The following is a 23718-nucleotide window of genomic DNA, read 5'->3' as shown; positions in this document are numbered from 1 at the left end:
CGGGGGCTCAGCGGGGGCCGAGCGTCCAGCGCGGCCCCGACGGGCTGTCCTCGATGACCAGACCCGACTGCTGGAGCTGGTCGCGGATGGCGTCGGCGGTCGCCCAGTCCTTGCGGGCGCGGGCGGACTCGCGCTGCTCCAGGACGAGGCGTACGAGGGTGTCGACGGCGCCGTGGAGGTCCTCGCCGCGGTCGGCCTCGCCGGCCCAGTGGGGGTCGAGGGGGTCGAGTCCGAGGACGCCCAGCATGGCCCGTACCTCCGACAGGCGGGCGATGGCCTCTTCCTTGTCGTCGGCGGCGAGCGCGCTGTTGCCCTGGCGGACGGTGGTGTGGACGATGGCGAGCGCCTGCGGGACGCCGAGGTCGTCGTCCATGGCCTCGGCGAAGGCGGGCGGTACCTCGGCGGCCGGCTCGACGGTCTTGCCGGCCTTCTCGATGACGCGCTGGACGAAGCCCTCGATGCGCGCGAAGGCCGACTCGGCCTCGCGCAGCGACTCCTCGCTGTACTCGATCATCGAGCGGTAGTGCGGGGTGCCGAGGTAGTAGCGCAGGACGATGGGGCGCCACTGCTTGACCATCTCGGAGACGAGGACCGAGTTGCCGAGCGACTTGGACATCTTCTCGCCGGACATGGTGACCCAGGCGTTGTGGAGCCAGTAGTTCGCGAAGTCGTCGCCGAAGGCCTTGGCCTGGACGATCTCGTTCTCGTGGTGCGGGAAGATCAGGTCCAGCCCGCCGCCGTGGATGTCGAAGGCGCTGCCCAGGTACTTGTGGGCCATGGCGGAGCACTCCAGGTGCCAGCCGGGACGGCCGCGGCCCCACGGGGTGTCCCAGTCGGGCTCGCCGGGCTTGGAGGCCTTCCACATGGCGAAGTCGCGCGGGTCGCGCTTGCCGGTGATGCCCTCCTCGGAGGGCTGGCGCAGGTCGTCGATGTTCTGGTTCGACAGCTGGAGGTAGTCCGGGTACGAGCGCACGTCGAAGTAGACGCTGCCGTCGGCCTCGTAGGCGTGGCCGCGCTCGATGAGGGTGCGCATCATCTCGATCATCTCGGGGACGTGACCGGTGGCGCGGGGCTCGTACGTGGGCGGCAGGCAGCCCAGCGCGTTGTAGCCGTCGTTGAAGGCGCGCTCGTTCTCGTAACCGATGGACCACCAGGGGCGGCCCTGTTCGGCGCCCTTCGCGATGATCTTGTCGTCGATGTCCGTGACGTTGCGGATGAAGGTGACGTCCTGGCCGCGGTAGGCGAACCAGCGGCGCAGGATGTCGAAGTTCAGGTACGAGCGGACGTGCCCGATGTGCGGTGCGGCCTGCACGGTGGCGCCACAGAGGTAGATCGAGACACAGCCCGGCGTGAGCGGGACGAAATCGCGGATCTGCCGGGCGCTGGTGTCGTACAGGCGAATAGTCACGGCATCCAGGGTAGTGGGCCTCCGGCAGTGCCCCGCGACCCTTTCGGGACGCGGGGTGCGATTGTTTTCCGAGCGGTTGCGCTCAGGCGGGGTTCGTCCGGTACACCAGGGCGGTGGCGATGGCCGCGAGGCCTTCGGCGCGGCCCGTGAGGCCGAGTCCGTCGGTGGTGGTCCCGGAGACGGAGACGGGGGCGCCCGCGGCCGCGGCGAGCGCCTTCTGCGCCTCCTCGCGCCGCTTGCCGATCTTGGGGCGTACGCCGATCACCTGGATCGCGATGTTGCCGATCTCGAAGCCCTCGGCCCGTACGATCCGGGCGGCCTCGGCCAGCAGGGTGACACCGGCGGCGCCGGACCACTCGGGGCGGGAGGTGCCGAAGTGCGCGCCGAGGTCGCCGACACCGGCGGCGGAGAACAGCGCGTCGCAGGCGGCGTGCGCGGCGACGTCGCCGTCGGAGTGCCCGGCGAGCCCGTCCTCCCCCTCCCACAGCAGCCCGGCGCACCACAGCTCGCGGCCGGTCTCGAAGGCGTGCACGTCGGTGCCGATGCCGACCTGCGGAATCAGCGGGGCCTGCGGCGGAGCGGCGGAGCTAGTACGCATCGGTGGCCCTCCTGCGGGCGAGTACGGCCTCGGCGAGGACCAGGTCGAGCGGGCGGGTGACCTTGAAGGCCTCTTCGTGGCCGGGAACCACCATGACGGTGATGCCGAGCTGTTCCACCATTCCGGCGTCGTCGGTGGCGCCGTCGCCGTTGACGGCGACCTTCTCGTGCGCGCGCACCAGGGTCGCGCGGTCGAAGCCCTGCGGGGTCTGGACGGCGCGCAGCCGGGCCCGCTCGGGCGTGGCGACCACCGGTTCGGGCTCGCCGGGCCTGGCGGGCTCGACCTCCTTGACGGTGTCGGCCAGCGGCAGCCCCGGCACCACGGCCGGGGCGCCGTCGCGTACGGCTTCGACGACGGAGTCGACGGTGTCCACGGGGACGAGCGGGCGGGCCGCGTCGTGGACGAGTACGGAGGTGACGTCCGCCGGGAGGGCGTCCAGGCCGGCGCGCACGGACTCCTGGCGGGTCTCCCCGCCGGGGACGACCAGGATCTCGGTGCGGTCGGGCAGGGCGTGCTCGTCCAAGAGGTGGCGCACCTCGGCGGCCCCGTCGGACGGGGCGACGACGACCACGAGGGACACGGCCCGGGAACGGGCCATGGCGCGGACGGCGTGGATGAGCATGGGGGTGCCGCCCAGGGTGCGCAGGGCCTTGGGGGCGCCGGGACCGAGGCGTACCCCGCGGCCGGCGGCCGGGATCACCGCGGCGGTGCGGTGGAGGCGCGATTCGTCAGACATCAGTAGCTCCGAGCCAGGTTTGTGACTTCGGCCGACATGGGTATGGCCTGAAGGGTGCCGGGTGCGACGCCCTCGCCCCTTCCGTGACGACCGGTCGAGTCGGCTGCCCGGACCCGGCACGCCAGTGGTGGGTGCGAAAAGTGCGGAAAAAGTTTTTGGGTACAGACATGCCGCAGCGCCCGGCAACAGCCCTCTCGTGGAGGAGAGGGCTTGTCATCGGGCACCGCGGCACAACTGCATTTACACCGTGCGACTGAACGGCCTCTCGCGTCAGGACGCGAGCACCTCGTCGAGGAGGGCCTCGGCCTTGTCCTCGTTGGTGTTCTCGGCGAGCGCGAGCTCGCTCACCAGGATCTGGCGCGCCTTCGCGAGCATGCGCTTCTCACCCGCGGACAGCCCGCGCTCACGCTCACGACGCCACAGGTCACGCACCACTTCGGCGACCTTGATGACATCGCCAGAAGCGAGCTTCTCCAGATTTGCCTTGTAGCGCCGGGACCAGTTCGTCGGCTCTTCTGCATACGGTGCACGAAGCACCTCGAAGACCCGGTCCAGCCCGTCCTGGCCGACTACGTCGCGAACGCCGACGAACTCCGCATTGTCCGCAGGCACACGAACCGTCAGGTCGCCCTGGGCGACCTTGAGCACCAAGTAGGTCTTGTCCACGCCTTTGATCTGGCGAGTTTCGATGGCCTCGATCAGCGCGGCCCCGTGATGGGGATAGACCACGGTGTCGCCAACCTTGAACGTCATGTGACAGGTACCCCTTCCGTGGCTATCCAGGGTAACACGAGAACCGACTGTTATGAATGGCGTTTTCGCAGGTCAGGGCACATCTCGGGGCTTGACAACAGCAACACGAACGTGCTGCGGAGGGCTCCGGGAAGGGGGTATTCGCAGGTCGGAGGCGCTGCGCGGACCACCCGAAACGACCGCGCCGCGGCCGGCGGACTGCCGCGCCAACGTGACGTACGTCCCGATTTGCCGGTTTCGAAGCCGGAAAACCGAACTACTCCGTTCGACTGGCGACCACCCGTACGGAGCGGGTTCCGGCCCAATCCTGAATTGATCACGGGGCGGCGTTCGAAGGAATCCGGGAATTGATCACCCGGCGGCCCGCGCACGATATGCGAGCGGCACATGAACGGCACGCGGAATGCAAGATCGGGTAGCCGCGGCACGGCCGCCCGTGTGCTGCGGAGGGTCGGGTGCGGGGGCGGGGCGGCGGCTCGGTAACCTAAGCGCGCTGACACACCCTTAGGGCGGCTTTACCTCGGCCGTTCCAGGGGGCACTCCCAGCGGAAGCTGGGGGAGTCCATCCTTCCGTCCCGTACGTCCAAGGAGTTGCCGCCGCCGTGAGCCGCAGCCTTCGACGCGGTGCCCTCGCCGCCACCGCCGTCGTGTTCTCGATCGCCTCGTTGGCCGCATGCGGTGCGGGCAAGGACGCTCAGACCCTCCAGATCAAGCCGGACAACGCCGCCGTCACCAAGGGCGACATCAAGGTCCAGAACGCGCTCGTGGTCACCCAGGCCAAGCTGGACGCGAAGGGCCCGGCCGCCGTGACGGCGACGCTCTTCAACGCCGGCACCAAGGAGCAGACGCTCGACGCCATCACCCTCCCGGGTGGCAAGGGCAAGGTCGTGCTGAAGCCCGCCGCCGGGGCGAGCAAGGTCATCGTGCCGGCCGGCGGGTCCGTGGTGCTCGGCGGCAAGGGCAACGCCTCCGCCGTGATCGAGTCCGGCCGCGAGGCCGTCGAGGACGGCAACGCGCAGAAGGTCGTCTTCCAGCTGAGCTCCACGGGCGACGTGGAGCTGGAGGCCTTCGTCGTCCCCGCCTCCGGCATGTACTCCGGCTTCGGCCCGACCGAGGCGCCCCCGGCCGCCGGCGCCACCCCGTCGGGCAGCCCCTCGGGCACGCCGTCGGGTTCGCCCTCCGGCTCGCCGTCGGGCACGCCGTCCGGCTCCGCTTCGGGTGCGGGCAGCCACGCCGGGTCCCCCTCGGGCAGCCCGTCCGGCTCGGCCTCCACGGGCACCGGCCACTGAGGCACGCAGCAGCGTAAGAACGTATGAGGAAGGGCCCCCATCCGCACCGCGGGTGGGGGCCCTTCCTCGTGCCGGTCGGGCTGCGGCGGTCTACGGCTCGAACTTGTAGCCGAGGCCGCGGACCGTGACCAGGTAGCGCGGCGCGCCCGGGTCGGGCTCGATCTTGGCGCGCAGGCGCTTGACGTGGACGTCGAGGGTCTTGGTGTCACCGACGTAGTCGGCGCCCCAGACCCGGTCGATCAGCTGCATGCGGGTCAGTACGCGGCCCGCGTTGCGCAGCAGCATCTCCAGCAGGTCGAACTCCTTCAGCGGGAGGTCCACCTTGGCCCCGGCGACGGTGACCACGTGGCGGTCGACGTCCATCCGTACGGGCCCGGCCTCCAGGGCCGCCGGGGTGACCTCCTCCGGCTCGCCGCGGCGGCGCAGGACCGCGCGGATGCGGGCGACCAGCTCCCGCGAGGAGAAGGGCTTCGTGACGTAGTCGTCGGCTCCTATCTCCAGCCCGACGACCTTGTCGATCTCGCTGTCCTTGGCGGTCACCATGATGACGGGGACGTTGGAGCGGCCGCGCAGCTGCCGGCAGACCTCCGTACCGGGCAGACCGGGGAGCATCAGGTCGAGGAGGACGAGGTCGGCGCCGTTGCGCTCGAACTCGTCGAGCCCGTCGGGCCCGGTCGCCGCGATGGCGACCTCGAAGCCCTCCTTGCGGAGCATGTAGGACAGGGCGTCGCTGAAGGATTCCTCATCCTCGACGACGAGCACTCGGGTCACGGAAGGACCTCCGGGGCAGGAATGGCTGGTGCTGTTTCTGTTTCAAGCAGGGGGGCGGAGGGTGCTGAGGCCGTCGCCGGGGCCGGCGCGGCGGCTTCGGGGAGTCGCAGGGTGAACGTGGAGCCCTGACCCTCCGAGCTCCATACCGACACCTCCCCGCCGTGCGAAGCAGCTACGTGCTTCACGATCGCAAGGCCCAGGCCGGTTCCTCCCGTGGCACGGGAGCGGGCCGGATCCACGCGGTAGAAGCGCTCGAAGATGCGCTCGCGGTCCTTTTCCGGGATGCCGATGCCCTGGTCGGTCACGGCGATCTCGATCAAGTCTCCACCCGGCGCGGTGACCCGGCGAGCGGCGATGCCGACGCGGGTACGGGCCGGGCTGTAGTTGACTGCGTTCTCGACCAGGTTTCCGAGGGCGGCGGCGAGCTGTCCCCGGTTGCCCCATACCCGCAGGTCGGCGGTGCCGCCGGCGGCCATGGTGATCTGCTTCGCCGACGCCGTGTGGCGGCAGCGGTCGACGGCCTCCGCGACGAGCGTGTCCACTCGCACGGGCTCGGCGTCCTCCAGGGGGTCGTCGTTCTGCACCCGGGAGAGGTCGATCAGCTCCTGTACGAGGCTGATCAGGCGGGCGGCCTCGATCTGCATGCGGCCGGCGAAGCGGGTGACCGCCTCGGGGTCGTCGGAGGCGTCCATGACGGCCTCCGACAGCAGGGAGATCGCGCCGACCGGGGTCTTCAGCTCGTGGGACACGTTGGCGACGAAGTCGCGCCGTACGGCCTCGATGCGGCGGGCCTCGGTGAGGTCCTCGACCAGGAGGAGCACCAGGCGGGAGCCGAGCGGGGCGACGCGCGCCGAGACCGCGAGGGCCTCGCCGCGGCCGGTGCCGCGCCGGGGCAGGTCCAGCTCGACCTGGCGTATCTCCCCGTCGCGGCGGGTGTCGCGGGCCATGTGGAGCATCGGCTCCACGGCCAGCTTGCCGCCGCGCACCAGGCCGAGGGCGTACGCCGCCGAGCTGGCCTTGACCACCGCGTCGCCCTCGTCGAGCACGACGGCGGAGGAGCGCAGTACGGAGAGGACGGTGTCCACGCCGGGCGGGAGCACCGCATTGATGTCGGGGCGCATGGAGCTCCGGGTGGGGCGGGCCTGGTCGCGCTCGCTCCAGCGGAACGCCAGCATCGCGATGACGCCGGTGCAAAGACCGGCGATCGCTGCAGCTGCGGCGACCGCCGCGTTCACGTCCATGCATCCAGGTTAAGCAGGCGCGACGACACTTCCACAGCCGTTCGGGTGGCACCTCGAACAGTCGTCGCCCAGAGTTCACCCTGGGGACGGGGTTGATTCACTTGGGATGCCGGAGTCGGTCTCGTTCGCGGGTCAACGTGTCAACGTGGGGCAAGAGGCCGCCCCGGCGCCCGGCCCCCGGGCAGTAGCGCAGCAGCGCGGTAGTTGCAGTGGTCAAGAGAGGGACACGAGACATGCGGGACGCGTATCACGAGGAACTGGACTCGATCGGAGAAGGCCTGGTCGAGATGGCCCGGCTCGTCGGATCCGCGATCGGGCGGGCCACGACGTCCATGCTCGACGCCGATCTGAAGCTCGCCGAGAGCGTCATCGCCGCCGACCAGAAGGTCGACGACCTGCAGCACGACCTGGAGGCGCGGGCCATCGCCCTGCTGGCCCGGCAGCAGCCGGTCGCCACGGACCTGCGCATCGTGGTCACCTCGCTGCGCATGAGCGCCGACCTGGAGCGCTCCGGCGACCTCGCGCAGCACGTGGCGAAGCTGGCCCGGCTGCGCTTCCCGGACACGGCGGTGCCGCGCGACCTGCACGCGACCATCCTGGAGATGGGGCAGCTGGCGCAGCGCCTGATGGCGAAGGCCGCCGAGGTCATCATCACGAAGGACGTCGACCTGGCACTCCAGCTGGAGCAGGACGACGACGAGATGGACCAGCTGCACCGCACGCTGTTCCAGCACCTGATGGACGACCGCTGGAAGCACGGCATCGAGACGGCCGTCGACGTGACGCTGCTGGGCCGCTACTACGAGCGCTTCGCGGACCACGCGGTGTCGGTGGCCAAGCGCGTCGTCTACCTGGTGACGGGCGAGCACGCCGACGAGCTCCAGGCGCCGACGCAGGTCGAGGGCGCCTGACGGGCCGCACCGGCGCGTCTGCCCCAATGCGCCGTTGACGCGCCGGTGCGGCTGGGCATGAATGAGGGCGAGGGCGGTCCGTCGTACCGGGTCGTGTACGCCGCCCGCGAGGAGGAACCATGCCCGATTCCCCCGTACCCATCACCCCCGAGCACGAGGCGCAGCAGCCGGAGCCGCTGCGCCTCCCGCTGCTCGCCGCCTGCGGCTGCGGCTCGGGCTGCGGCTGCGGCTGCCAGTCCGGCGCCCCCTGCCAGTGCGGCGGCTGACCCCGCCCGCGCCCGGCCCGACGCACGCGAAGGGCCCCGCCCGATTCCCTCGGCCGGGGCCCTCCGCACGCTACGGCGCGTGTCGAACGGTTACTTCTTGCCCTGGTTCTTGACCGCCTCGATCGCGGCCGCGGCGGCTGTCGGGTCGAGGTAGGTGCCGCCCGGGTTGAGGGGCTTGAAGTCGGCGTCCAGTTCGTAGGCGAGCGGGATGCCGGTGGGGATGTTCAGGCCCGCGATGGCCTCGTCGGAGACGCCGTCCAGGTGCTTGACCAGGGCGCGCAGGGAGTTGCCGTGCGCGGCGACCAGGACCGTGCGGCCGGCCAGCAGGTCCGGGACGATGCCGTCGTACCAGTACGGCAGCATGCGGACGACGACGTCCTTGAGGCACTCCGTGTTGGGGCGCAGCTCCGGCGGGATGGTCGCGTAGCGCGGGTCCTCGGACTGGGAGAACTCCGTGCCGTCCTCGAGCGCCGGCGGCGGGGTGTCGTACGAGCGGCGCCACAGCATGAACTGCTCCTCGCCGAACTCGGCGAGGGTCTGGGCCTTGTCCTTGCCCTGGAGGGCGCCGTAGTGGCGCTCGTTCAGGCGCCAGGAGCGGTGGACCGGGATCCAGTGGCGGTCGGCTGCCTCGAGCGCCATCTGCGCGGTTCGGATCGCGCGCTTCTGGAGCGAGGTGTGCACGACGTCGGGGAGCAGGCCGGCGTCCTTGAGCAGCTCACCGCCGCGGACCGCCTCCTTCTCGCCCTTCTCGTTGAGATTGACGTCCACCCAGCCGGTGAACAGGTTCTTAGCGTTCCACTCGCTCTCGCCGTGACGGAGCAGGATCAGCTTGTACGGTGCGTCGGCCATGCGTACGAGCCTAATGGACGGCCCGGGGCGCTCGCGCGCGGTGTGTACGGCGGCCGATTGACGCCAGGCGTCAATCCAGTGGCCGTGGAGGACGGCGGTCCGTAGGGTCCCAGGAGCCGCAGGGACACTTACATCGCCGGGGGGATTCCGTATGTCCGTTGACGCCTTGAGACGGGCCGCGCAGGAGAGCGTGTCGGGTCTGCCCCGCGCTTTCTGGTGGCTGTGGACGAGCACGCTGATCAACCGGCTCGGGGCCTTCGTCGCCACATTCATGACCTTGTACCTGACCCTGGAGCGGGGCTATTCGGCCTCGTTCGCGGGACTTGTGGTGGCTCTGCACGGGCTCGGCGGTGTGGTGTCCTCGCTCGTCGCGGGCGTGATGACGGACCGGCTGGGGCGGCGGCCCACGCTGATGGCGGCGCAGGCCTCGACGGCCTTCTCGGTGGCGCTGCTGGGGTTCATGCAGGAGCCGGCGGCCATCGCGGCGGTGGCGATGCTGGTCGGCATGACGTCGAACGCCTCGCGCCCGGCCGTGCAGGCGATGATGGCCGACATCGTCCGCCCCGAGGACCGGGTGCGGGCGTTCGCGCTGAACTACTGGGCCATCAACCTCGGCTTCGCGATCTCGGCCGCCGTCGCCGGTTTCGTCGCCGAGTACAGCTACCTGGCCGGTTTCCTGGGCGAGGCGGCGCTGACGCTCGCCTGCGCGGTCCTCGTGTACGTGAAGCTGCCCGAGTCGCGGCCCGAGAAGGGCGACGCGGCCGCCGAGGCGGCCGAGGCGGAGGTCGGGCTGGGCACGGTGCTGCGCGACGGCCGCTACATGGGTGTGGTCGGGCTGTCGTTCCTGATCTCGCTGATCTTCATGCAGGGGTCGTTCGGGCTGCCGCTGGCGATGGGCTCTGCGGGCTTCTCCACCGGGGACTACGGCCTGGTGTCCGCCGTCAACGGCGTGATGATCGTCGTACTCCAGATCCCGGTCACGCGGTTCATCGAGCACCGCGACCCCCAGAAGCTGCTGGTGATCTCCGCGCTGCTGGCGGGGTACGGGTTCGGGCTCACGGCCTTCGCGGGCTCGATCGGGGCGCTCGCGCTCACCGTCTGCGTGTGGACGCTGGCCGAGATCATCAACTCGCCGACCCAGATGGGCCTGGTCGCGCGGCTCTCCCCGCTGCACGGGCGCGGCCGCTACCAGGGGATGTACACGATGTCCTGGGCGGTGGCCTCGCTGATCGCGCCGCTGCTGGCGGGCGGGATGATCGACCGCTACGGGGCCGGGTGGCTGTGGGGGGCGACGGCGGTCCTGGGCACGGTGGCCGGGCTCGGGTACTGGATGCTGATGCGCAACCTGCCGCCCGTGGAGGGTCCGGTGGCCGGGGCGCCCGCCGCGCAAGCCGCGGGCGCCGGAGCCACGGTCCCCTAGGGAGTGTCGTCAAAGTGGCGTCGGCCGCCCGAAGGGCGGGGCCGGCGGGGCCTGGTGCGTGCGCTCGCAAGGCGGAGGGCCGCGAGCCGTGCTGGACGTACTTCCGTGGTCCGACAACGCGGCGAGGTGCCGTGCCGGACACCGCGCCCCGGTGGACCTTGCCGGTCACGGCACCAGGTCAGGCCGTCGGCCGGGTGAGGTGCTTGAAGGCGTCGAGGTTGTAGGTCGGCTCGCCCCGCGACACCCGCCACTCGTACTCGCGGCGGATGGCGCTCGCGAAGCCGAGCTCCAGCAGGGTGTTGAAGGCTCCGTCCGCCGCCTCCAGGACCGTTCCCAGCAGCTGGTCCAGGTCCTGCGGGGTGACCACGGACAGCGGGAGCCGGGCCGTCAGGTAGACGTCGCCGAGGCGGTCCACGGCGTAGGCCATCCCGTACAGCTTGAGGTTGCGCTCCAGCAGCCAGCGGTGGACGCCCGCCTCGTTCTCGTCGGGGTGGCGGATCACGAAGGCGTTGACCGACAGCGAGTGCTTGCCGACCCGCAGCGCGCAGGTGGTGGACAGCTTGCGGGTGCCGGGGAGCTGGACGACGTACGAGCCCGGCCCCGGGCTCTCCCAGCTCAGCTCCGCGCCGGCCAGTGTGGTCTCGATGATCCCGGTGATCTCGGCAGTGTCAGCCATGGTGGGAGCGTACGCGACGCCGATGATCATGCATGGCAGCCGTGTACACGTCCGCCGTGCCGCTCGCGGCGGTGTCCCAGCCGAAGAACTGCGCGTGCCGGGCGGCCTCGGCGCCCATCCGGTCCGCGAGCTGCGGTTCGTCGACGAAGCGGCGCAGCTCGCGGGCGTAGTCGACCGGGTCGTGGCCGGGTACGAGGATGCCCGTCACGCCGTCGTTGACGGCCACGGGCAGCCCGCCCACGGCGGCCGCGAGCACCGGCGTGCCGGTGGCCTGGGCCTCTATGGCGACCAGCCCGAAGGACTCGCTGTACGAGGGCATGACCAGCACGGACGCCGCCCGGAACCAGTCGGCGAGCTGGTCCTGGCGCACCGGCGGGTGGAAGTGCACGAGGTCGGCGATGCCGAGCTTGGCGGCGAGTTTCTGCAGCCCCTCCGGCTTGGCGAGCCCGCTGCCGCTGGGCCCTCCCACCACGGGTACGAACAGACGCGAGCGCAGGGAGGGATCGCGGTCCACCAGCTCGGCGACGGCCCGCAGCAGGATGTCGGGGGCCTTGAGCGGCTGGATGCGCCCGGCGAAGAGCGGGATGACGGCGTCCTGCGGCAGGCCCAGGCGGGCGCGGGCGGCGGCGCGGCCGTCGGCGACGGTGAAGCGGTCGAGGTTCACGCCGGGGTGGACGACGGCCACCTTGGCGGGGTCGGCCTCGTAGTGCCGGACGAGCTCGTCGGCCTCTTCGGCGGTGTTCGCGATGAGCCGGTCGGCGGCGGAGACGATCTGGGTCTCGCCGATGACGCGGGCGGCGGGCTCGGGGGTGTCGCCCTCGGCGAGGGCGGCGTTCTTGACCTTGGCCATGGTGTGCATGGCGTGGACGAGCGGGACGCCCCAGCGCTCGGCGGCGAGCCAGCCGACGTGGCCGGAGAGCCAGTAGTGGGAGTGGACGAGGTCGTAGTAGCCGGGCCGGTGGCCGGCCCAGGCCTGCATCACGCCGTGGGTGAAGGCGCACAGCTGGGCCGGGAGCTCCTCCTTGGCGAGGCCTTCGTACGGGCCCGCGTCCACGTGGCGCACCAGGACGCCGGGGGCCAGCTCGACCGCGGGCGGCAGGCCGCCGGTGGTGGCGCGGGTGAAGATCTCGACCTCGATGTTGATCGCGGCGAGGCGCTTGGCGAGCTCGACGATGTAGACGTTCATGCCGCCGGCGTCGCCGGTGCCGGGCTGGTGCAGCGGTGAGGTGTGCACGCTGAGCATGGCGACGCGGCGCGGCTTGCGGTGGCTGCCGACGGCCGGCAGGCGCAGCCGGGGCGGGTCGTGGCGGGTGGAGCGGGCGGCTGCGATGCGGCCGCTGAGGCTGCCGCCGAGGCGGGACACGTACTGGCTCAAGGGAGCAGTTCCTCTCGCTCGGACGACGGCCGGCTCGACGGGCGCTGGGGTACAGCGGGGCACGGCTGCGGGAGCGCGGTCGGCGCTCTTCTTGGAGTGCAACCCGGATGGCGGTGCCCCGCATTCCGGGAGCGCGCGGTTTCCTGCTCGGTTTGCCGGTTTTTTATCCGACGGGAGCGCTCCGCTTACTCTCGGCTCATGGCCTCCCGCAGTACCCCTCCCCCCGGCCGCCCTGTGGGCACGGTGACGCGTGGGACGACGAACCCGAACCGCCTGCGCCGCATGGACCGCTGGATCGCGGCGGTGCACGGGGCGGCGCTGCGCCGTGCGGACGCGCCGGTGGCGGTGGACCTCGGCTACGGAGCCGCTCCGTGGACGGCGGTCGAACTGCTGGCCCGGCTGCGGGAGGCGGCTCCGCGGGTACGGGTGGTCGGCATCGAGATCGAACCGGCGCGGGTCGCGGGCGCGAAGCCGTACGAGCGGGACGGGCTGACCTTCCGGCACGGCGGCTTCGAGGTCCCGCTGGAGGGCGGGGAGCGGCCTGCGCTGATCCGCGCGGCGAACGTACTGCGCCAGTACGACGAGGAGCAGGTGGCGGCGGTGTGGGAGCGGCTGTGCGCGCGCCTCGCCCCGGGCGGGCTGCTGGTCGAGGGGACCTGCGACGAGATCGGGCGGCGGCACGTATGGGTGGCGCTGGGCCCGGAGGGGCCGCGCACGGTCACCTTCGCCACCCGGCTGGGGTCGCTGGAGCGTCCTTCGGACCTGGCGGAGCGGCTGCCGAAGGCGCTGATCCACCGGAACGTGCCGGGTGAGCCGGTGCACGCGTTCCTGCGGGACTTCGACCGGGCGTGGGCGGCGGCCGCGCCGTACGCCTCGTACGGGGCGCGGCAGCGCTGGATCCGCACGGCGCGGGCCCTGTCCGGCGCGTGGCCGCTGGCGGACGGGCCGGGGCGGTGGCGGCAGGGGGAACTGACGGTGCGCTGGGAGGCGTTGCGCCCGGCGGAGTGAAGGCGGCGTGTCGGGGAACCGGGGGCGCGGACGGGCCGTTGAGACGTCGGGGATGGGCGGGACGGGGCGTTGGAGGGGGCGCCGGCAGGGGTGTTGGGCGGGAGCCCGAGGCAGCCCGCGGGAGAGGGACAAGACCGGGTGGACACCCCCAAGGGTGTCGGAATTCACCGACTCGTGGCACCATCCCGAAGGCAATGACAAGTTACTGACCAATAGTCAGATCTGATGTCGAGTGATGTCGGGGCGTCTGGGGGAACCATGGGGACCGTGAAGCGACGGAGGGGTGCGACCGCTCTCACACTGCTGTGCGCGCTGGCGATACTGAGCGCACCCGGCCTCACGGTCGGGACGGCCTTCGCCGCGCCGACGCCCGATCCGGGCGCGAAGTCCCTGGAGCAGGTCCGCAAGGAGATAGAGGACCTCTTCCGCCAGGCGGGCACCGCCACGGACGCCTACAACCTCGCCGAGAGCGAGACCAGGACCCAGTCCGCCAAGATCGTCGAGATCGCCAACCAGGTCGTGGCCGGCCAGGAGCGGATCGCCGCGCTGAAGAACCGCGCGGGCGCGGCGGCCCGCGCCCAGTACCGCTCGGGCGGCCTGCCGCCGGGCGCGAAGCTGGCGCTGAGCAACAGCCCGACCCAGTTCCTCGACGGGGCGGACCGGCTGCGCCAGGGCGAGAAGGCCACCTCCGACCTGCTCTCCGAACTGAACCGGACCCAGAGCGACTTGCAGCAGTACGCGAAGGACGCCAGCGCGCAGTGGGAGGCGCTGGAGGCGAACCGGATCAAGCAGGAGACCTCCAAGCGGGAGATCGAGCAGAAGATCAAGGCCGCGGAGGAGCTGGAGAGCAAGCTGGAGGCCGAGGAGAAGGCCCGGCTGCTGCAGTTGGAGCAGGAGGCCCAGTACCGGGCCCAGACGGCGTGGCTGTCGACGGGCGTGCTCAAGGACGTCCACGGCCTGGCCACCGACGCGGGCAAGCGGGCGGTCCAGTTCGCCTCGGCGCAGATAGGCAAGCCGTACATCTGGGGCGCCGAGGGGCCCGGCGCCTTCGACTGCTCGGGGCTGACCTCGCAGGCGTGGCTGACGGCGGGCAGGACGATCCCGCGGACCTCGCAGGAGCAGCTGCGGCTGCTGCCGAAGGTCGCGATCAAGGACATGCGGCCCGGTGACCTGATCATCTACTTCGACGACGCGACCCATGTCGGGCTGTATGTCGGCGACGGCGCGATCATCCACGCGCCGCGGCCGGGGCGCAATGTCACCCTTGCGGGCGCGGGCTCCATGCCGATCAAGGCGGTCGTCCGGCCGGACGCGTAGCCGGCGGGGGCGGCGGGGGGCTGCGCGCGGCGCCGCCTCCCCCGACCCACGCGCCCCGAGGCAACCACGGCGGCGCCCCGTACGTCTCGTCAGGCGGGACGAACTGCGGCACCGCCGTGACGTTGGTCATTCGGTTGAGCAGGTTTTCCCCCGCGATAACGGCATATGACGGAGGCCCTGGCCAAGAACGGCATTCCGCTCACCGTGCCCGTACCGCTAGGGTCGCCCGGACGAGCGCACCCCCGGGGGGAGGGAAGGAACCGGAGACGATGCCCGTACCCGTACCGCGGCAGAGGGAATTCCCGGCCACGGAGAGCGGTCAGGCCCTTCCGTACGCCACCGCACCACCTGTCACGGCGGCTGCGACGGCCTCGGCCGCCGCCACGCCCTCCCTCACCCTGCTGGTGATCGAAGACGACCCCGCGGGCGGCCTCACCGTCCCCGAGATCCTCGACGCCGACGGCCACCGCATCCGGCTGCGCACCGCCCGCAACCTCACCGAGGCCGAGCGCCTGCTCACGCCCGACGTGCACTGCGTCCTGCTCGACCTCTCCCTGCCTGCCGGACCCGCCGCGGGCCCGGCCCGCACCGCGGACGCCACCGACCGGCTGGACACCCTGCGCCAGGTGCTCCGCATCGCCCCCCGCCACGCCGTCCTCGTCCTGACCTGCGAGGACGACGCCGAGCGCGCGGCCGAGGCCGTACGCGTCGGCGCCCAGGACTTCCTCTTCCGCGACGAGCTCGACGGCCGCCTGCTCAGCCGCGCCATCCGCTACGCCGTGGAGAGAAAACGGGCGGACACCGCCCAGTACAAGCTCGCAGAATCGAAACTGCGCGCCCAGGAGAACGCCCGCCTGGAACGCGGGCTGCTCCCCAACCCCCTCCTGGAGGGCTCCGACCTCCGCTTCGCCGCCCGCTACCACGCCGGGCGCAGCCGGGCCCTGCTCGGCGGGGACTTCTACGACACCGTCCGCACCCCCGACGGCACGGTCCACGCCATGATCGGCGACGTCTGCGGCCACGGCCCCGACGAGGCCGCCCTGGGCGTGGAGCTCCGCATCGCCTGGCGCGCCCTGACCCTGGCCGGGCTGTGCGGTGACGACCTGCTCGCCACCCTCCAGGAGGTCCTGGAGGTGGAGCGGCCCTGCGAGGAGATCTTCGCGACGCTGTGCACGGTGGACATCGCGCCCGACGGCCGGCGCGCGGGCCTGTGCCTGGCGGGCCACCCGGCGCCGCTGATATCGCGGCCCGGCCGCCCCGCGCGGCTGCTCCCGTACGAGAACAGCGGCCCCGCGCTCGGGCTGCTGCCGCGGGCCCGCTGGCCCCGCCGGCAGGTGGAGCTGGGCGGCACCTGGAGCCTGATGCTCTACACCGACGGGCTGATCGAGGGCCGGATCGGCGAAGGCCGGGAGCGGCTCGGCCAGGACGGCATGGTCGAGATGATCAACCGGCACCTGGACGCCGGTCTCAGCGGCGAGGGCCTCCTGGAGGCCTCGGTCACCGAGGCCCGCCGCCTCAACGGCGGCGAGCTCACGGACGACGTCGCCGTGGTCCTGCTCTCCCGCGCCGGGGGCTGACGCGCGCGGGCGGGGCGCCCCTAGCCGCGGGGGCTACCGGCTACCGCCCGCCGTTGTACGGCCCGTACGGTCCGTCGCTGCTGCTGCCGCCCTTGCGGCGGCCGCCGCCGGACACCTGCTTGAGGGCCGGGCGCACGTCGACGAAGAACACGATGGTGGCCACCAGGCCCGCGATCTGCAGGAAGAGCATCCCGAGGAGGAAGTCCACGAGAACCGTGATGCCGAGGATGACCAGCCAGAACGTCTTGGTCTGCTTCTCGGCGGCCCGGTACGCGTCCTCGCGCGCCAGCAGTGCGAGCACGAAGGCCACGACGGCCAGCGCCAGCATGGCGACCCCGAGCATCGGGAGAACTCGGTTATCGAACCCGTTCATCAACATCGCCTGACCGCCTTCTCGCGCCTGATGCCACTTGTCTCCACGCTACCGGCAGAGCCGCTCTCGCAAACTACAACGGACCGGGCACCCCTCGGGTGCCCGGTCCGCGGTCGCGCTGGTCAGCTCTCGTCGGCCGGCTCGGCAGCGGCCTTCTTGGCCGCGGTCTTGCGGGTGGCGGCCTTCTTCGCCGGGGGCTTCTCCTCGGCGGTCGGCTCGGCGGCGGCCTGCTCGGGCTCCGGCTCGACGGCGACGGCGATGTCGACGATCTCCTCGGAGACCTCGCCGCGCCAGGCCCGCACGGCCTGCTCGCCGTGCTCGGCGACCTTGTCGTAGGTCTCCTTGGCCTTCACGGCGTACTCGGCGGCCACGCCGACACCGCGCAGCGCCAGGTCCTGGGCGGTCTCCCCGAGCTTCTTCGGGTCGATCGAGCCGAGCACCTCGGCGACCCTGGCGGTGACCGCCTCCTGCGCCTCCTTGGCCTTCTCCTGCACGGCCTTCGGGTCGGTGTTGCGCACGGCCTCGATGCGCGCCGGGGCCTCGGCGCGCAGCTGCTCGATGAGCCCGGGCACCTTCTTGGCCTGCTGCGCGGCGAGGTCGGCGGTGCCGGCGACGAAGTAGAGCGGGGTGGGGTCGGTGAGGGTCTTCTTCAGGTCATCGGCGATGGCCATGTGCTTGGTCCTCCCGGATCACGGTTCAGTTCGTGGGCTTAGGGGGCATCGCGTCGCCGGCTCCGGCCGGACCGGCCGGTTCAGCCGCCTCAGCCGCTTCGGCGTCGAGGGCGTTCTCCTTGCGGAACGACTCGTAGATCTGGAGCAGCACCTGCTTCTGCCGCTCGTTGATCGACGGATCGGCGAGGATCGCGGCCCGCGTCTCCACCTCGTCCCGATCCCGCTCGTCCAGGATCCCGGCCTGCACGTACAGCGTCTCCGCGGAGATCCGCAGCGCCTTGGCCAGTTGCTGCAGGATGTCCGCGGACGGCTTGCGCAGTCCGCGCTCGATCTGGCTCAGGTAAGGGTTCGACACCCCCGCCGCGTCGGCCAGTTGCCGCAGCGAGAGCTGAGCCTGCCTGCGCTGCTCGCGCAGGTATTCGCCGAGATTTCCGACGTTGAGCGATGCCATGCCTCGATCCTGCCCGATGACGCTAACTATTGCAAGCAGATGCTTGCAACATCACGCACCCGAGGGACGGGACGCGATGATCACCGTCGCGTAGTACTCCTCCGAGGTGACCGCGCGGACCGTCAGGCCCGCCGACGACAGGGCCGAGGCCGTGACCGGCGACTGGCGGGCGCTCGTCTCGATCAGCAGCCGACCCCCCGGGGCGAGCCAGGGCAGGGCCCCGGCCGCGATGCGCCGGTGCAGGTCGAGGCCGTCCGCGCCGCCGTCCAAGGAGGTTCGCGGCTCGTGGTCACGGGCCTCCGCCGGCAGCAGGGCGATCTCCGCCGTCGGGACGTACGGTGCGTTGACCACCAGGACGTCGACCCGCCCCCGCAGGTCCGCCGGGAGCGGGTCGTACAGGTCGCCCTCCCACACCGCACCCCCGTACGGCGCCACGTTGCGCCGCGCGTACGCCAGCGCCACCGGGTCGATGTCCGCCGCGTGCAGCTCCACACCGCCGCCGCCCGCCGCCGAGGCGGCCACCGCCGCGCCCAGCGCACCGACCCCGCAGCACAGGTCCAGCACCACCGCACCGGGCCGGGCCAGCGCCACCGCCTCCTGCACCAGGAACTCGGTGCGCCGGCGCGGCACGAAGGCCCCCTCCCCCACCGCCATGCGCAGACCGCAGAACTCGGCCCAGCCCACCACGTGTTCCAGCGGTTCCCCCGCCGCCCTGCGGGCCACCAGACCCGCCAGGTGCACTTCGTCGGCGGCGGCGCCCGCGAGCAGCTGCGCCTCCTCCTCCGCGAAGACGCAGCCCGCCGTGCGCAGGGCCGCCATCGTCGCGGTCAAGTCCACCGAAGTCACATCCACTTGCCCAAGACCCCAGTCATCAGTTCTCAGTTCTCCAGAACAGTCACATCGATACGGTCCAGCCGCGCCGGGTCCGCCAGGATGTCGATCGCGACGATACGGCCGCCGCTCACCGTGAACCCCATGACCGCGACCGCCTTGCCGCCCGGCGGGATCGTGACGATGCCCGGAGCCCCGTTGACCAGCGCCCGCCGCGCGTACGGCGCCATCCGCGCGAAGGTGAGCGCCTGCCGGGCCACCGCCCACGCACCGAGCGCCGTCTCTTCCAGGTCCACCCGCAGCACCACGTCCGGGTCCAGCACCGCGATCAGGCCCTCGAAGTCCCCGCCGCGCGAGGCCGCCATGAACGCCCCGACCACCTCGCGCTGGCGCCGCAGGTCCCGGTCCGGCGCCGGCGCGCCGCCCTGCACCCGGCGCCGCGCCCGGCTCGCCAACTGCCGTGCCGCCGCGGGCGTACGCTCCACGATCGGCGCGATCTCGTCGAAGGGCACCCCGAACATGTCGTGCAGTACGAAGGCCAGCCGCTCGGCCGGCGCCAGCTGCTCCAGCACGACGAGCAGCGCGAGCCCCACCGAGTCCGCGAGCAGCACCTCCTGCTCCGGGTCCAGCCCTTCAGGACCGCTCAGCAGCGGCTCCGGGGAGCTGAACACCGGGCTGTCCAGAGACTCCTCGCGGCGCGCCTTGCGGGTGCGCAGCTGGTCCAGGCAGACCCGGGCGACGACGGTGGTCAGCCAGCCGCCCAGGTTCTCCACCTCGCCGGTGTCCGAGCGGTCGAGCCGGAACCACGCCTCCTGCACGGCGTCCTCCGCCTCGCTGAGCGAGCCGAGCATCCGGTAGGCCACCGCCCGAAGGTGCCCGCGCTTCTCCTCGAAGCGCGCCGCCAGGTACGCGGTGTCCGCAGACCGGGTCTCCGCCGTGCTGTTCATCCCGTGCTCCCTCGTCCGTGCCGTCCGTCCGTACCCCCGTACGCAAACCTGACGGTCGGCGGCCCCCGCATGTGACGCGGACCGGCGGCTCAGAAGACGTCCGGGCACCAGGGGCGGCGGGCCGTACGGAAGACGGTGTCCGCGAGCGCCGCCGCCCCCGGCCGCTCCTCGGTGATCCGGCCGAGCGCGGCCAGCCGCAGCGCCGACTCGTCGCCGAGGTACAGCGCCCCGAGCGCGGCCACGTCCAGGCTCAGGTCGGCGGGGTCCGCGGTGACCGCGCACTCCCCCGTCGCGGCGTCCAGCCGGTAGCGGCCGGCGGCCAACCCTGCCGGGTCCGTCACCTCCAGGACGAGGATCCCGGGACAGGCGTACGTCCGGGCGCCCAGCGCGCGTACGACGTCCAGCAGCCGCACCCACAGGAAGTCCGAGACCGTCACGACCCCGGCCGCACGCGGGTCGGGCAGCAGCTGCGCGACGAGGTCGTCGGGGGCGCGGTATCCGGTACGGACCTTCTGCACCCAGTCGATGGAGCACAGGAAGTGCCACAGGGCCCGCTCGGCGGCCGGGGACAGCGCCAGCAGCCCGCTGACGTGGAGGGTGTTCTGCGGGGTCTTCGCGTCGCTCCACCGGTCGTCCGCGGTGTACACGGCCAGGCCCTCCACCTCACCCGCCGCCGTCCGGTACACGGCGTGGAACTTCTCCGTGTACGGGCGGTACGACACCTCCTCCAGCCCGGTCGCCAGGTTCCACCAGCGCTCGTCGCGGTCGATGAAGCCGTGGGCGACCGCGCGCAGCCGCTCGTGCAGCCCCGGACCCACCCGCCGCACCTCGGCCGCGTCCACGAGGTCGATGCGGGCGCCGTCGGCGGGCGCGGACCAGCGCCGGTCGAGTCCGGCGCGCGGTACGTCGATCTCCCACTCCGCGGTGCAGGCCGCGGGCCCGTACCCGTACCGGCCGTAGATCGGGTACTCGGCGGCGATCAGCGTGCTCAGGACGTCACCGCGCGCCTTGGCGGCGGACAGTTCGGCAGCCATCATCCGGCTGAGCAGGCCCTGGCGGCGGTGCGTGGGCGACACGGTCACGTTGGAGATGGCGCTGGCCGGGACCACCGCCCCGCCCGGCACGGTCAGTTGCTGGGCGAAGGAGCGGAAGGACGCGACGCAACGGCCGGTCTCGGAGTCGAACGCGCCCTGGAGACGGGCGAAGTCGGCGGACTTGGCCCGTAGGGTGACGTCCGACTCCGTCACCCGGGCCGCGGTCAGGAAGCCGGTGTTCACGGCGTTCAGCCAGTCGGGGAGCTCTGATTCGGCGATCGGCCGGACTTCAGCGGTCATGACCGGCCACGCTAATCGGGCGGGCCGGGCGCCGTCGCCTGAATTTCCCGCGCGTTCCCGGAAGCCCTCAGGCCAGCAGGTCGTCCACCTGCGCCTCGCCCTCGCGATAGCGCCGGGTGATCTCCGCACTGCACTCGTCCACCGTGCGCTGGAGCTGCTGGCGGCGCCGCGAGACCTGCTGCTCGTAGCGCACGAGGCGGCCCATCGCCTCGTACAGCTCCTCGTCCGTGCGCGCCGCGAGGTCCGACAGCTCCACGTCCGACAGCATCTCGGTCGCCAGCAGCCGGTACTCCTCGCTGTGCGGGGTGCCGAGGGTGACGTGCCGGGCGGAGGCACTGCGGCTGGAGGGGGCGTCGGCGAGGATCTCCGAGAGCCGGTCCACCACCGGCGCCTCGGGGTCCGTACGCCGCGCGAGCTCGGCGCGCAGGATGTCGATGCGGCCCTGGAGCAGTCGGCGTACGTAGCTCAGGTCGGCCTCGTCGCGCTGCGCGTCGCGGCGCAGCGCGCGCAGCTCCGGCAGCCCGAGCGCGGTGGCCGGCGTGGCCGGCGCTTGCGGGTCGCCGGTGCGCTGCGCGGGCGGCCGCAGGGCCGCCGCCGTGTCGGAAGCGGGTACAGGTACGGAGGTACCAGAGATATTCATGTGAACGTGTCCGTCCCCTCGACCGGTGCTGAGGGCACCGCCTGCGTGCATGGTGCCACTCTCCGTGGTGCGGATGCAGTCCCAGTCCACCCGATCGGCCCCGGACGGGTGCACGGCTGGTACACAGGTGGTATGCGAGCAGTGGTGCAGAGAGTGGACGGCGCGAGCGTCGTGGTGGCCGGCGAGACCGTGGGCGAGATCGTCGGCGAGGGGCTGTGCGTGCTGGTGGGGGTGACCCACGACGACACCCCGGAGAAGGCGGCGCAGCTGGCGCGCAAGCTGTGGTCCGTACGGATCCTGGAGGCGGAGAAGTCCTGCAGCGACGTGGGGGCGCCGCTGCTGGTGATCTCCCAGTTCACGCTCTACGGAGACGCGCGGAAGGGCCGGCGGCCCACCTGGAACGCGGCAGCGCCCGGAGAGGTGGCGGAGCCGCTGGTCGACGAGGTCGTGGCGCAGCTGCGAGCGCTGGGCGCGACGGTGGAGACGGGCCGGTTCGGCGCGGACATGCGGGTCTCGCTCACCAACAACGGCCCGTTCTCCATCGTCATCGACATCTAGTGCCGTGGCCGGAAGGGTTCGCCGGGGCGCGGTGTCCGGTGCGGTGCATCGCAAGGCGGAGGGCCGCGAGCCGTACTGGACGTACTTCCGTGGTCCGACAACGCGGCGAGGTGCCGTGCCGGGCGCCGCGACCCGGTGGACCTTGCCGGTCACGGCACTAGCGTCGGGCTGGGGCGCTACGGCGCTACGACGACCTCCTGCGCGGCGGCCGTCTTGCCGACGAGCAGCGACGCGTCCACCGGGACGTTCCGCTTGACCAGCGCGAGCGCGATCGGGCCCAGCTCGTGGTGGCGCACCGCGGTGGTCACGAAGCCGAGCTGGCGCCCCTCCTCCCCGTCGGCAGCGAGCCGTACGGGCGCGCCGTGCGCGGGGAGCAGCACCTCGGAGCCGTCCAGGTGCAGGAAGACCAGGCGGCGCGGGGGCTTGCCGAGGTTGTGGACGCGGGCCACCGTCTCCTGGCCGCGGTAGCAGCCCTTCTGCAGGTGCACGGCGGTGCCGATCCAGCCGAGCTCGTGCGGGATGGTGCGGTGGTCGGTCTCGGCGCCGAGCCGCGGCCGGTGCGCCTCGACGCGCAGGGCCTCGTACGCGAGCAGGCCGGCGGCGGGGCCGTGGGTGGCGGCGAAGGCCTCCAGCTCCCCGCGGGGCAGGAAGACGTCGCGGCCGTACGGGGTCTCCCGTACGACGTGCTTCTCGGCGACCTCGGCGATGGAGCCGGCGGGCAGGTGCACGACGGCGAAGTCGGCGGTCCGGTCGGCGACTTCGACGCGGTAGAAGAACTTCATCGCCTCCAGGTAGGCGATCAGCGCCTCCTGGGTGCCGGGCTCGACGTGCGCCCAGACCGTCTCGCCGTCGTCCACGAGGTAGAGCGCGTGCTCGATGTGGCCGTTCGCGGAGAGGATCAGCGCCTCGGTGGCCTGTCCGGCCGGCAGCTCGGTGAGGTGCTGGGTGAGCAGCAGGTGCAGCCAGCTCAGCCGCTCCGGGCCGGTGACGGTGACGACGCCGCGGTGCGAGAGGTCGACGAAGCCGCGGCCGTCGGCGAGGGCGCGCTGTTCTCCGTACAGCTCTCCGTAGTGGGCGGCGACACCTTCGTCGCGGCCTTCGGCCTGCACGGCACCGGGGAGATGGAGCAAAGGGCTGGTCATGAAACCAAGCCTACGACCCTATTGCGCGTGGCCGTCACGGTGTTTGGCGGCGCACTTCTTGCAGAGTCCGAAGATCGCGAAGTGCTTCATGTCGGTCTCGAAGCCGAAGGTCGCGCGGAGCTTGGCGGTGAACTCGGAGGCGATGTCCACGTCGGCCTCGATGACGTCGCCGCAGTCGCGGCAGACCAGGTGGATGTGGTGGTGCCGGTCGGCGAGGTGGTAGGTGGGCGCGCCGTGGCCGAGGTGGGCGTGCGAGACGAGCTTCAGCTCCTCCAGCAGCTCCAGCGTGCGGTAGACGGTGGAGATGTTGACCCCGGAGGCGGTCTTGCGCACCTCGGCGAGGATCTCGTCCGGGCTGGCGTGCTCCAGGACGTCCACCGCTTCGAGCACGAGCTGGCGCTGGGGGGTCAGGCGGTATCCGCGCCTGCGCAGGTCGGTCTTCCAGTCGGTGTCCGCACTGGTTTCGACGGTCTCGCCGCCTTCGGTGCTCTCGGTGCTGACCACCCGGCCAGTGTAAGCGCGCGAAGGGGACCGCGGGCTGTCCCGCGGTCCCCTTCGTGCACAGCCTGTGGATAT

The 23718-nt window shown here is 72.0% G+C and carries 26 protein-coding genes; 8 read left to right on the top strand and 18 right to left on the bottom strand.

The features are described 5' to 3' along the window. Positions 1-7: 7 nt before the first annotated feature. The 4 genes from cysS to ACZ7GJ_RS07125 form a co-directional block, all read right to left on the bottom strand. Positions 8-1408, bottom strand: coding sequence for a cysteine--tRNA ligase (gene cysS, locus ACZ7GJ_RS07140; protein ID WP_470750151.1), 1401 nt, complete (start codon positions 1406-1408; stop codon positions 8-10). Between the two features lie 82 nt (positions 1409-1490). Next, positions 1491-2006: a 2-C-methyl-D-erythritol 2,4-cyclodiphosphate synthase gene (gene ispF, locus ACZ7GJ_RS07135; protein WP_470750150.1), complete on the bottom strand. Its 516-nt coding sequence runs from the start codon at positions 2004-2006 to the stop codon at positions 1491-1493. Further along, positions 1996-2742 (bottom strand): 2-C-methyl-D-erythritol 4-phosphate cytidylyltransferase, encoded by a 747-nt coding sequence (gene ispD / locus ACZ7GJ_RS07130; protein WP_470750149.1) that lies wholly within the window; start codon positions 2740-2742, stop codon positions 1996-1998. The genes ispF and ispD overlap by 11 nt, the downstream gene beginning before the upstream one ends. A 270-nt stretch (positions 2743-3012) precedes the next feature. Further along, positions 3013-3495 carry a CarD family transcriptional regulator gene (locus ACZ7GJ_RS07125; protein WP_003953493.1) on the bottom strand — a complete coding sequence of 161 codons (483 nt, stop codon included), beginning with the start codon at positions 3493-3495 and terminating at the stop codon, positions 3013-3015. 602 nt (positions 3496-4097) lie between these two features. On the opposite strand from ACZ7GJ_RS07125, the gene ACZ7GJ_RS07120 reads away from it, so the two are divergent. Further along, a complete protein-coding gene (locus ACZ7GJ_RS07120; RefSeq protein ID WP_470750148.1) occupies positions 4098-4784 on the top strand; it encodes a DUF461 domain-containing protein in 687 nt (228 codons plus the stop codon). 90 nt (positions 4785-4874) lie between these two features. Here the strand turns inward: ACZ7GJ_RS07120 and phoP are convergent, their stop codons facing one another. Both phoP and phoR read right to left on the bottom strand, forming a co-directional pair. After that, on the bottom strand, positions 4875-5546 hold the full coding sequence (gene phoP, locus ACZ7GJ_RS07115; protein WP_466527820.1) for a two-component system response regulator PhoP: 672 nt from the start codon (positions 5544-5546) through the stop codon (positions 4875-4877). Positions 5547-5551: 5 nt separating this feature from the next. After that, the gene (gene phoR / locus ACZ7GJ_RS07110) at positions 5552-6796 is read right to left on the bottom strand and encodes a two-component system sensor histidine kinase PhoR (RefSeq protein WP_470750147.1); all 1245 of its coding nucleotides are present in this window, start codon (positions 6794-6796) and stop codon (positions 5552-5554) included. A 233-nt stretch (positions 6797-7029) separates the two neighbouring features. On the opposite strand from phoR, the gene phoU reads away from it, so the two are divergent. Further along, a complete protein-coding gene (gene phoU, locus ACZ7GJ_RS07105) occupies positions 7030-7707 on the top strand; it encodes a phosphate signaling complex protein PhoU (RefSeq protein ID WP_365924909.1) in 678 nt (225 codons plus the stop codon). A 119-nt stretch (positions 7708-7826) separates the two neighbouring features. Next, positions 7827-7973: a hypothetical protein gene (locus ACZ7GJ_RS07100; RefSeq protein ID WP_470750146.1), complete on the top strand. Its 147-nt coding sequence runs from the start codon at positions 7827-7829 to the stop codon at positions 7971-7973. A gap of 90 nt (positions 7974-8063) precedes the next feature. Here the strand turns inward: ACZ7GJ_RS07100 and ACZ7GJ_RS07095 are convergent, their stop codons facing one another. After that, on the bottom strand, positions 8064-8822 hold the full coding sequence (locus ACZ7GJ_RS07095) for a phosphoglyceromutase (protein ID WP_365924912.1): 759 nt from the start codon (positions 8820-8822) through the stop codon (positions 8064-8066). A gap of 151 nt (positions 8823-8973) precedes the next feature. On the opposite strand from ACZ7GJ_RS07095, the gene ACZ7GJ_RS07090 reads away from it, so the two are divergent. Further along, positions 8974-10242 carry an MDR family MFS transporter gene (locus ACZ7GJ_RS07090; protein ID WP_470750145.1) on the top strand — a complete coding sequence of 423 codons (1269 nt, stop codon included), beginning with the start codon at positions 8974-8976 and terminating at the stop codon, positions 10240-10242. Between the two features lie 178 nt (positions 10243-10420). On the opposite strand, the gene ACZ7GJ_RS07085 is transcribed toward ACZ7GJ_RS07090, so the two are convergent. Together ACZ7GJ_RS07085 and mshA are read right to left on the bottom strand one after the other, a co-directional pair. Continuing rightward, entirely contained in the window at positions 10421-10918 is a 498-nt protein-coding gene (locus ACZ7GJ_RS07085; protein ID WP_470750144.1) for a type III secretion system chaperone family protein, read from the bottom strand. After that, positions 10911-12293 (bottom strand): D-inositol-3-phosphate glycosyltransferase, encoded by a 1383-nt coding sequence (mshA, locus tag ACZ7GJ_RS07080; RefSeq protein WP_470750143.1) that lies wholly within the window; start codon positions 12291-12293, stop codon positions 10911-10913. The genes ACZ7GJ_RS07085 and mshA overlap by 8 nt, the downstream gene beginning before the upstream one ends. Before the next feature lie 198 nt (positions 12294-12491). On the opposite strand from mshA, the gene ACZ7GJ_RS07075 reads away from it, so the two are divergent. The 3 genes from ACZ7GJ_RS07075 (at position 12492) to ACZ7GJ_RS07065 (ending at position 16195) form a co-directional block, all read left to right on the top strand. Further along, positions 12492-13301, top strand: a complete 810-nt coding sequence (locus ACZ7GJ_RS07075; protein WP_470750142.1) for a class I SAM-dependent methyltransferase — start codon at positions 12492-12494, stop codon at positions 13299-13301. 258 nt (positions 13302-13559) lie between these two features. Beyond that, positions 13560-14618, top strand: coding sequence for a C40 family peptidase (locus ACZ7GJ_RS07070; RefSeq protein WP_470750141.1), 1059 nt, complete (start codon positions 13560-13562; stop codon positions 14616-14618). A 269-nt stretch (positions 14619-14887) separates the two neighbouring features. Beyond that, positions 14888-16195 (top strand): PP2C family protein-serine/threonine phosphatase, encoded by a 1308-nt coding sequence (locus tag ACZ7GJ_RS07065; RefSeq protein WP_470750140.1) that lies wholly within the window; start codon positions 14888-14890, stop codon positions 16193-16195. Between the two features lie 40 nt (positions 16196-16235). Here ACZ7GJ_RS07065 and ACZ7GJ_RS07060 read toward each other — a convergent pair whose 3' ends face one another. The 7 genes from ACZ7GJ_RS07060 to ACZ7GJ_RS07030 form a co-directional block, all read right to left on the bottom strand. After that, positions 16236-16574, bottom strand: a complete 339-nt coding sequence (locus ACZ7GJ_RS07060) for a DUF2516 family protein (protein WP_470750139.1) — start codon at positions 16572-16574, stop codon at positions 16236-16238. 116 nt (positions 16575-16690) lie between these two features. Further along, positions 16691-17239: a hypothetical protein gene (locus ACZ7GJ_RS07055; RefSeq protein ID WP_470750138.1), complete on the bottom strand. Its 549-nt coding sequence runs from the start codon at positions 17237-17239 to the stop codon at positions 16691-16693. A 25-nt stretch (positions 17240-17264) separates the two neighbouring features. Beyond that, entirely contained in the window at positions 17265-17690 is a 426-nt protein-coding gene (locus ACZ7GJ_RS07050) for a helix-turn-helix domain-containing protein (protein WP_470750137.1), read from the bottom strand. A gap of 51 nt (positions 17691-17741) precedes the next feature. After that, on the bottom strand, positions 17742-18509 hold the full coding sequence (locus tag ACZ7GJ_RS07045; RefSeq protein ID WP_470750332.1) for a putative protein N(5)-glutamine methyltransferase: 768 nt from the start codon (positions 18507-18509) through the stop codon (positions 17742-17744). A 59-nt stretch (positions 18510-18568) separates the two neighbouring features. After that, positions 18569-19468: a sigma-70 family RNA polymerase sigma factor gene (locus ACZ7GJ_RS07040; RefSeq protein ID WP_470750136.1), complete on the bottom strand. Its 900-nt coding sequence runs from the start codon at positions 19466-19468 to the stop codon at positions 18569-18571. 89 nt (positions 19469-19557) lie between these two features. Next, complete coding sequence (locus tag ACZ7GJ_RS07035) at positions 19558-20802, bottom strand: GNAT family N-acetyltransferase (RefSeq protein WP_470750135.1); 1245 nt, start codon at positions 20800-20802, stop codon at positions 19558-19560. Between the two features lie 67 nt (positions 20803-20869). Then, positions 20870-21442 carry an RsiG family protein gene (locus ACZ7GJ_RS07030; protein WP_470750134.1) on the bottom strand — a complete coding sequence of 191 codons (573 nt, stop codon included), beginning with the start codon at positions 21440-21442 and terminating at the stop codon, positions 20870-20872. A gap of 132 nt (positions 21443-21574) precedes the next feature. Here ACZ7GJ_RS07030 and dtd point away from each other — a divergent pair, with 132 nt between their 5' ends. Further along, the gene (gene dtd / locus ACZ7GJ_RS07025; RefSeq protein WP_470750133.1) at positions 21575-22000 is read left to right on the top strand and encodes a D-aminoacyl-tRNA deacylase; all 426 of its coding nucleotides are present in this window, start codon (positions 21575-21577) and stop codon (positions 21998-22000) included. A 176-nt stretch (positions 22001-22176) separates the two neighbouring features. Here the strand turns inward: dtd and ygfZ are convergent, their stop codons facing one another. Next, complete coding sequence (ygfZ, locus tag ACZ7GJ_RS07020; protein ID WP_470750132.1) at positions 22177-23142, bottom strand: CAF17-like 4Fe-4S cluster assembly/insertion protein YgfZ; 966 nt, start codon at positions 23140-23142, stop codon at positions 22177-22179. An 18-nt stretch (positions 23143-23160) separates the two neighbouring features. Further along, the gene (locus ACZ7GJ_RS07015) at positions 23161-23646 is read right to left on the bottom strand and encodes a Fur family transcriptional regulator (protein WP_365924941.1); all 486 of its coding nucleotides are present in this window, start codon (positions 23644-23646) and stop codon (positions 23161-23163) included. Positions 23647-23718 lie beyond the last annotated feature (72 nt).

The organism is Streptomyces sp. NPDC037242, from assembly GCF_055604165.1.
The sequence above is the reverse complement of the archived record's forward strand: the minus strand, read 5'-3'. Positions and strand labels throughout refer to the sequence as shown.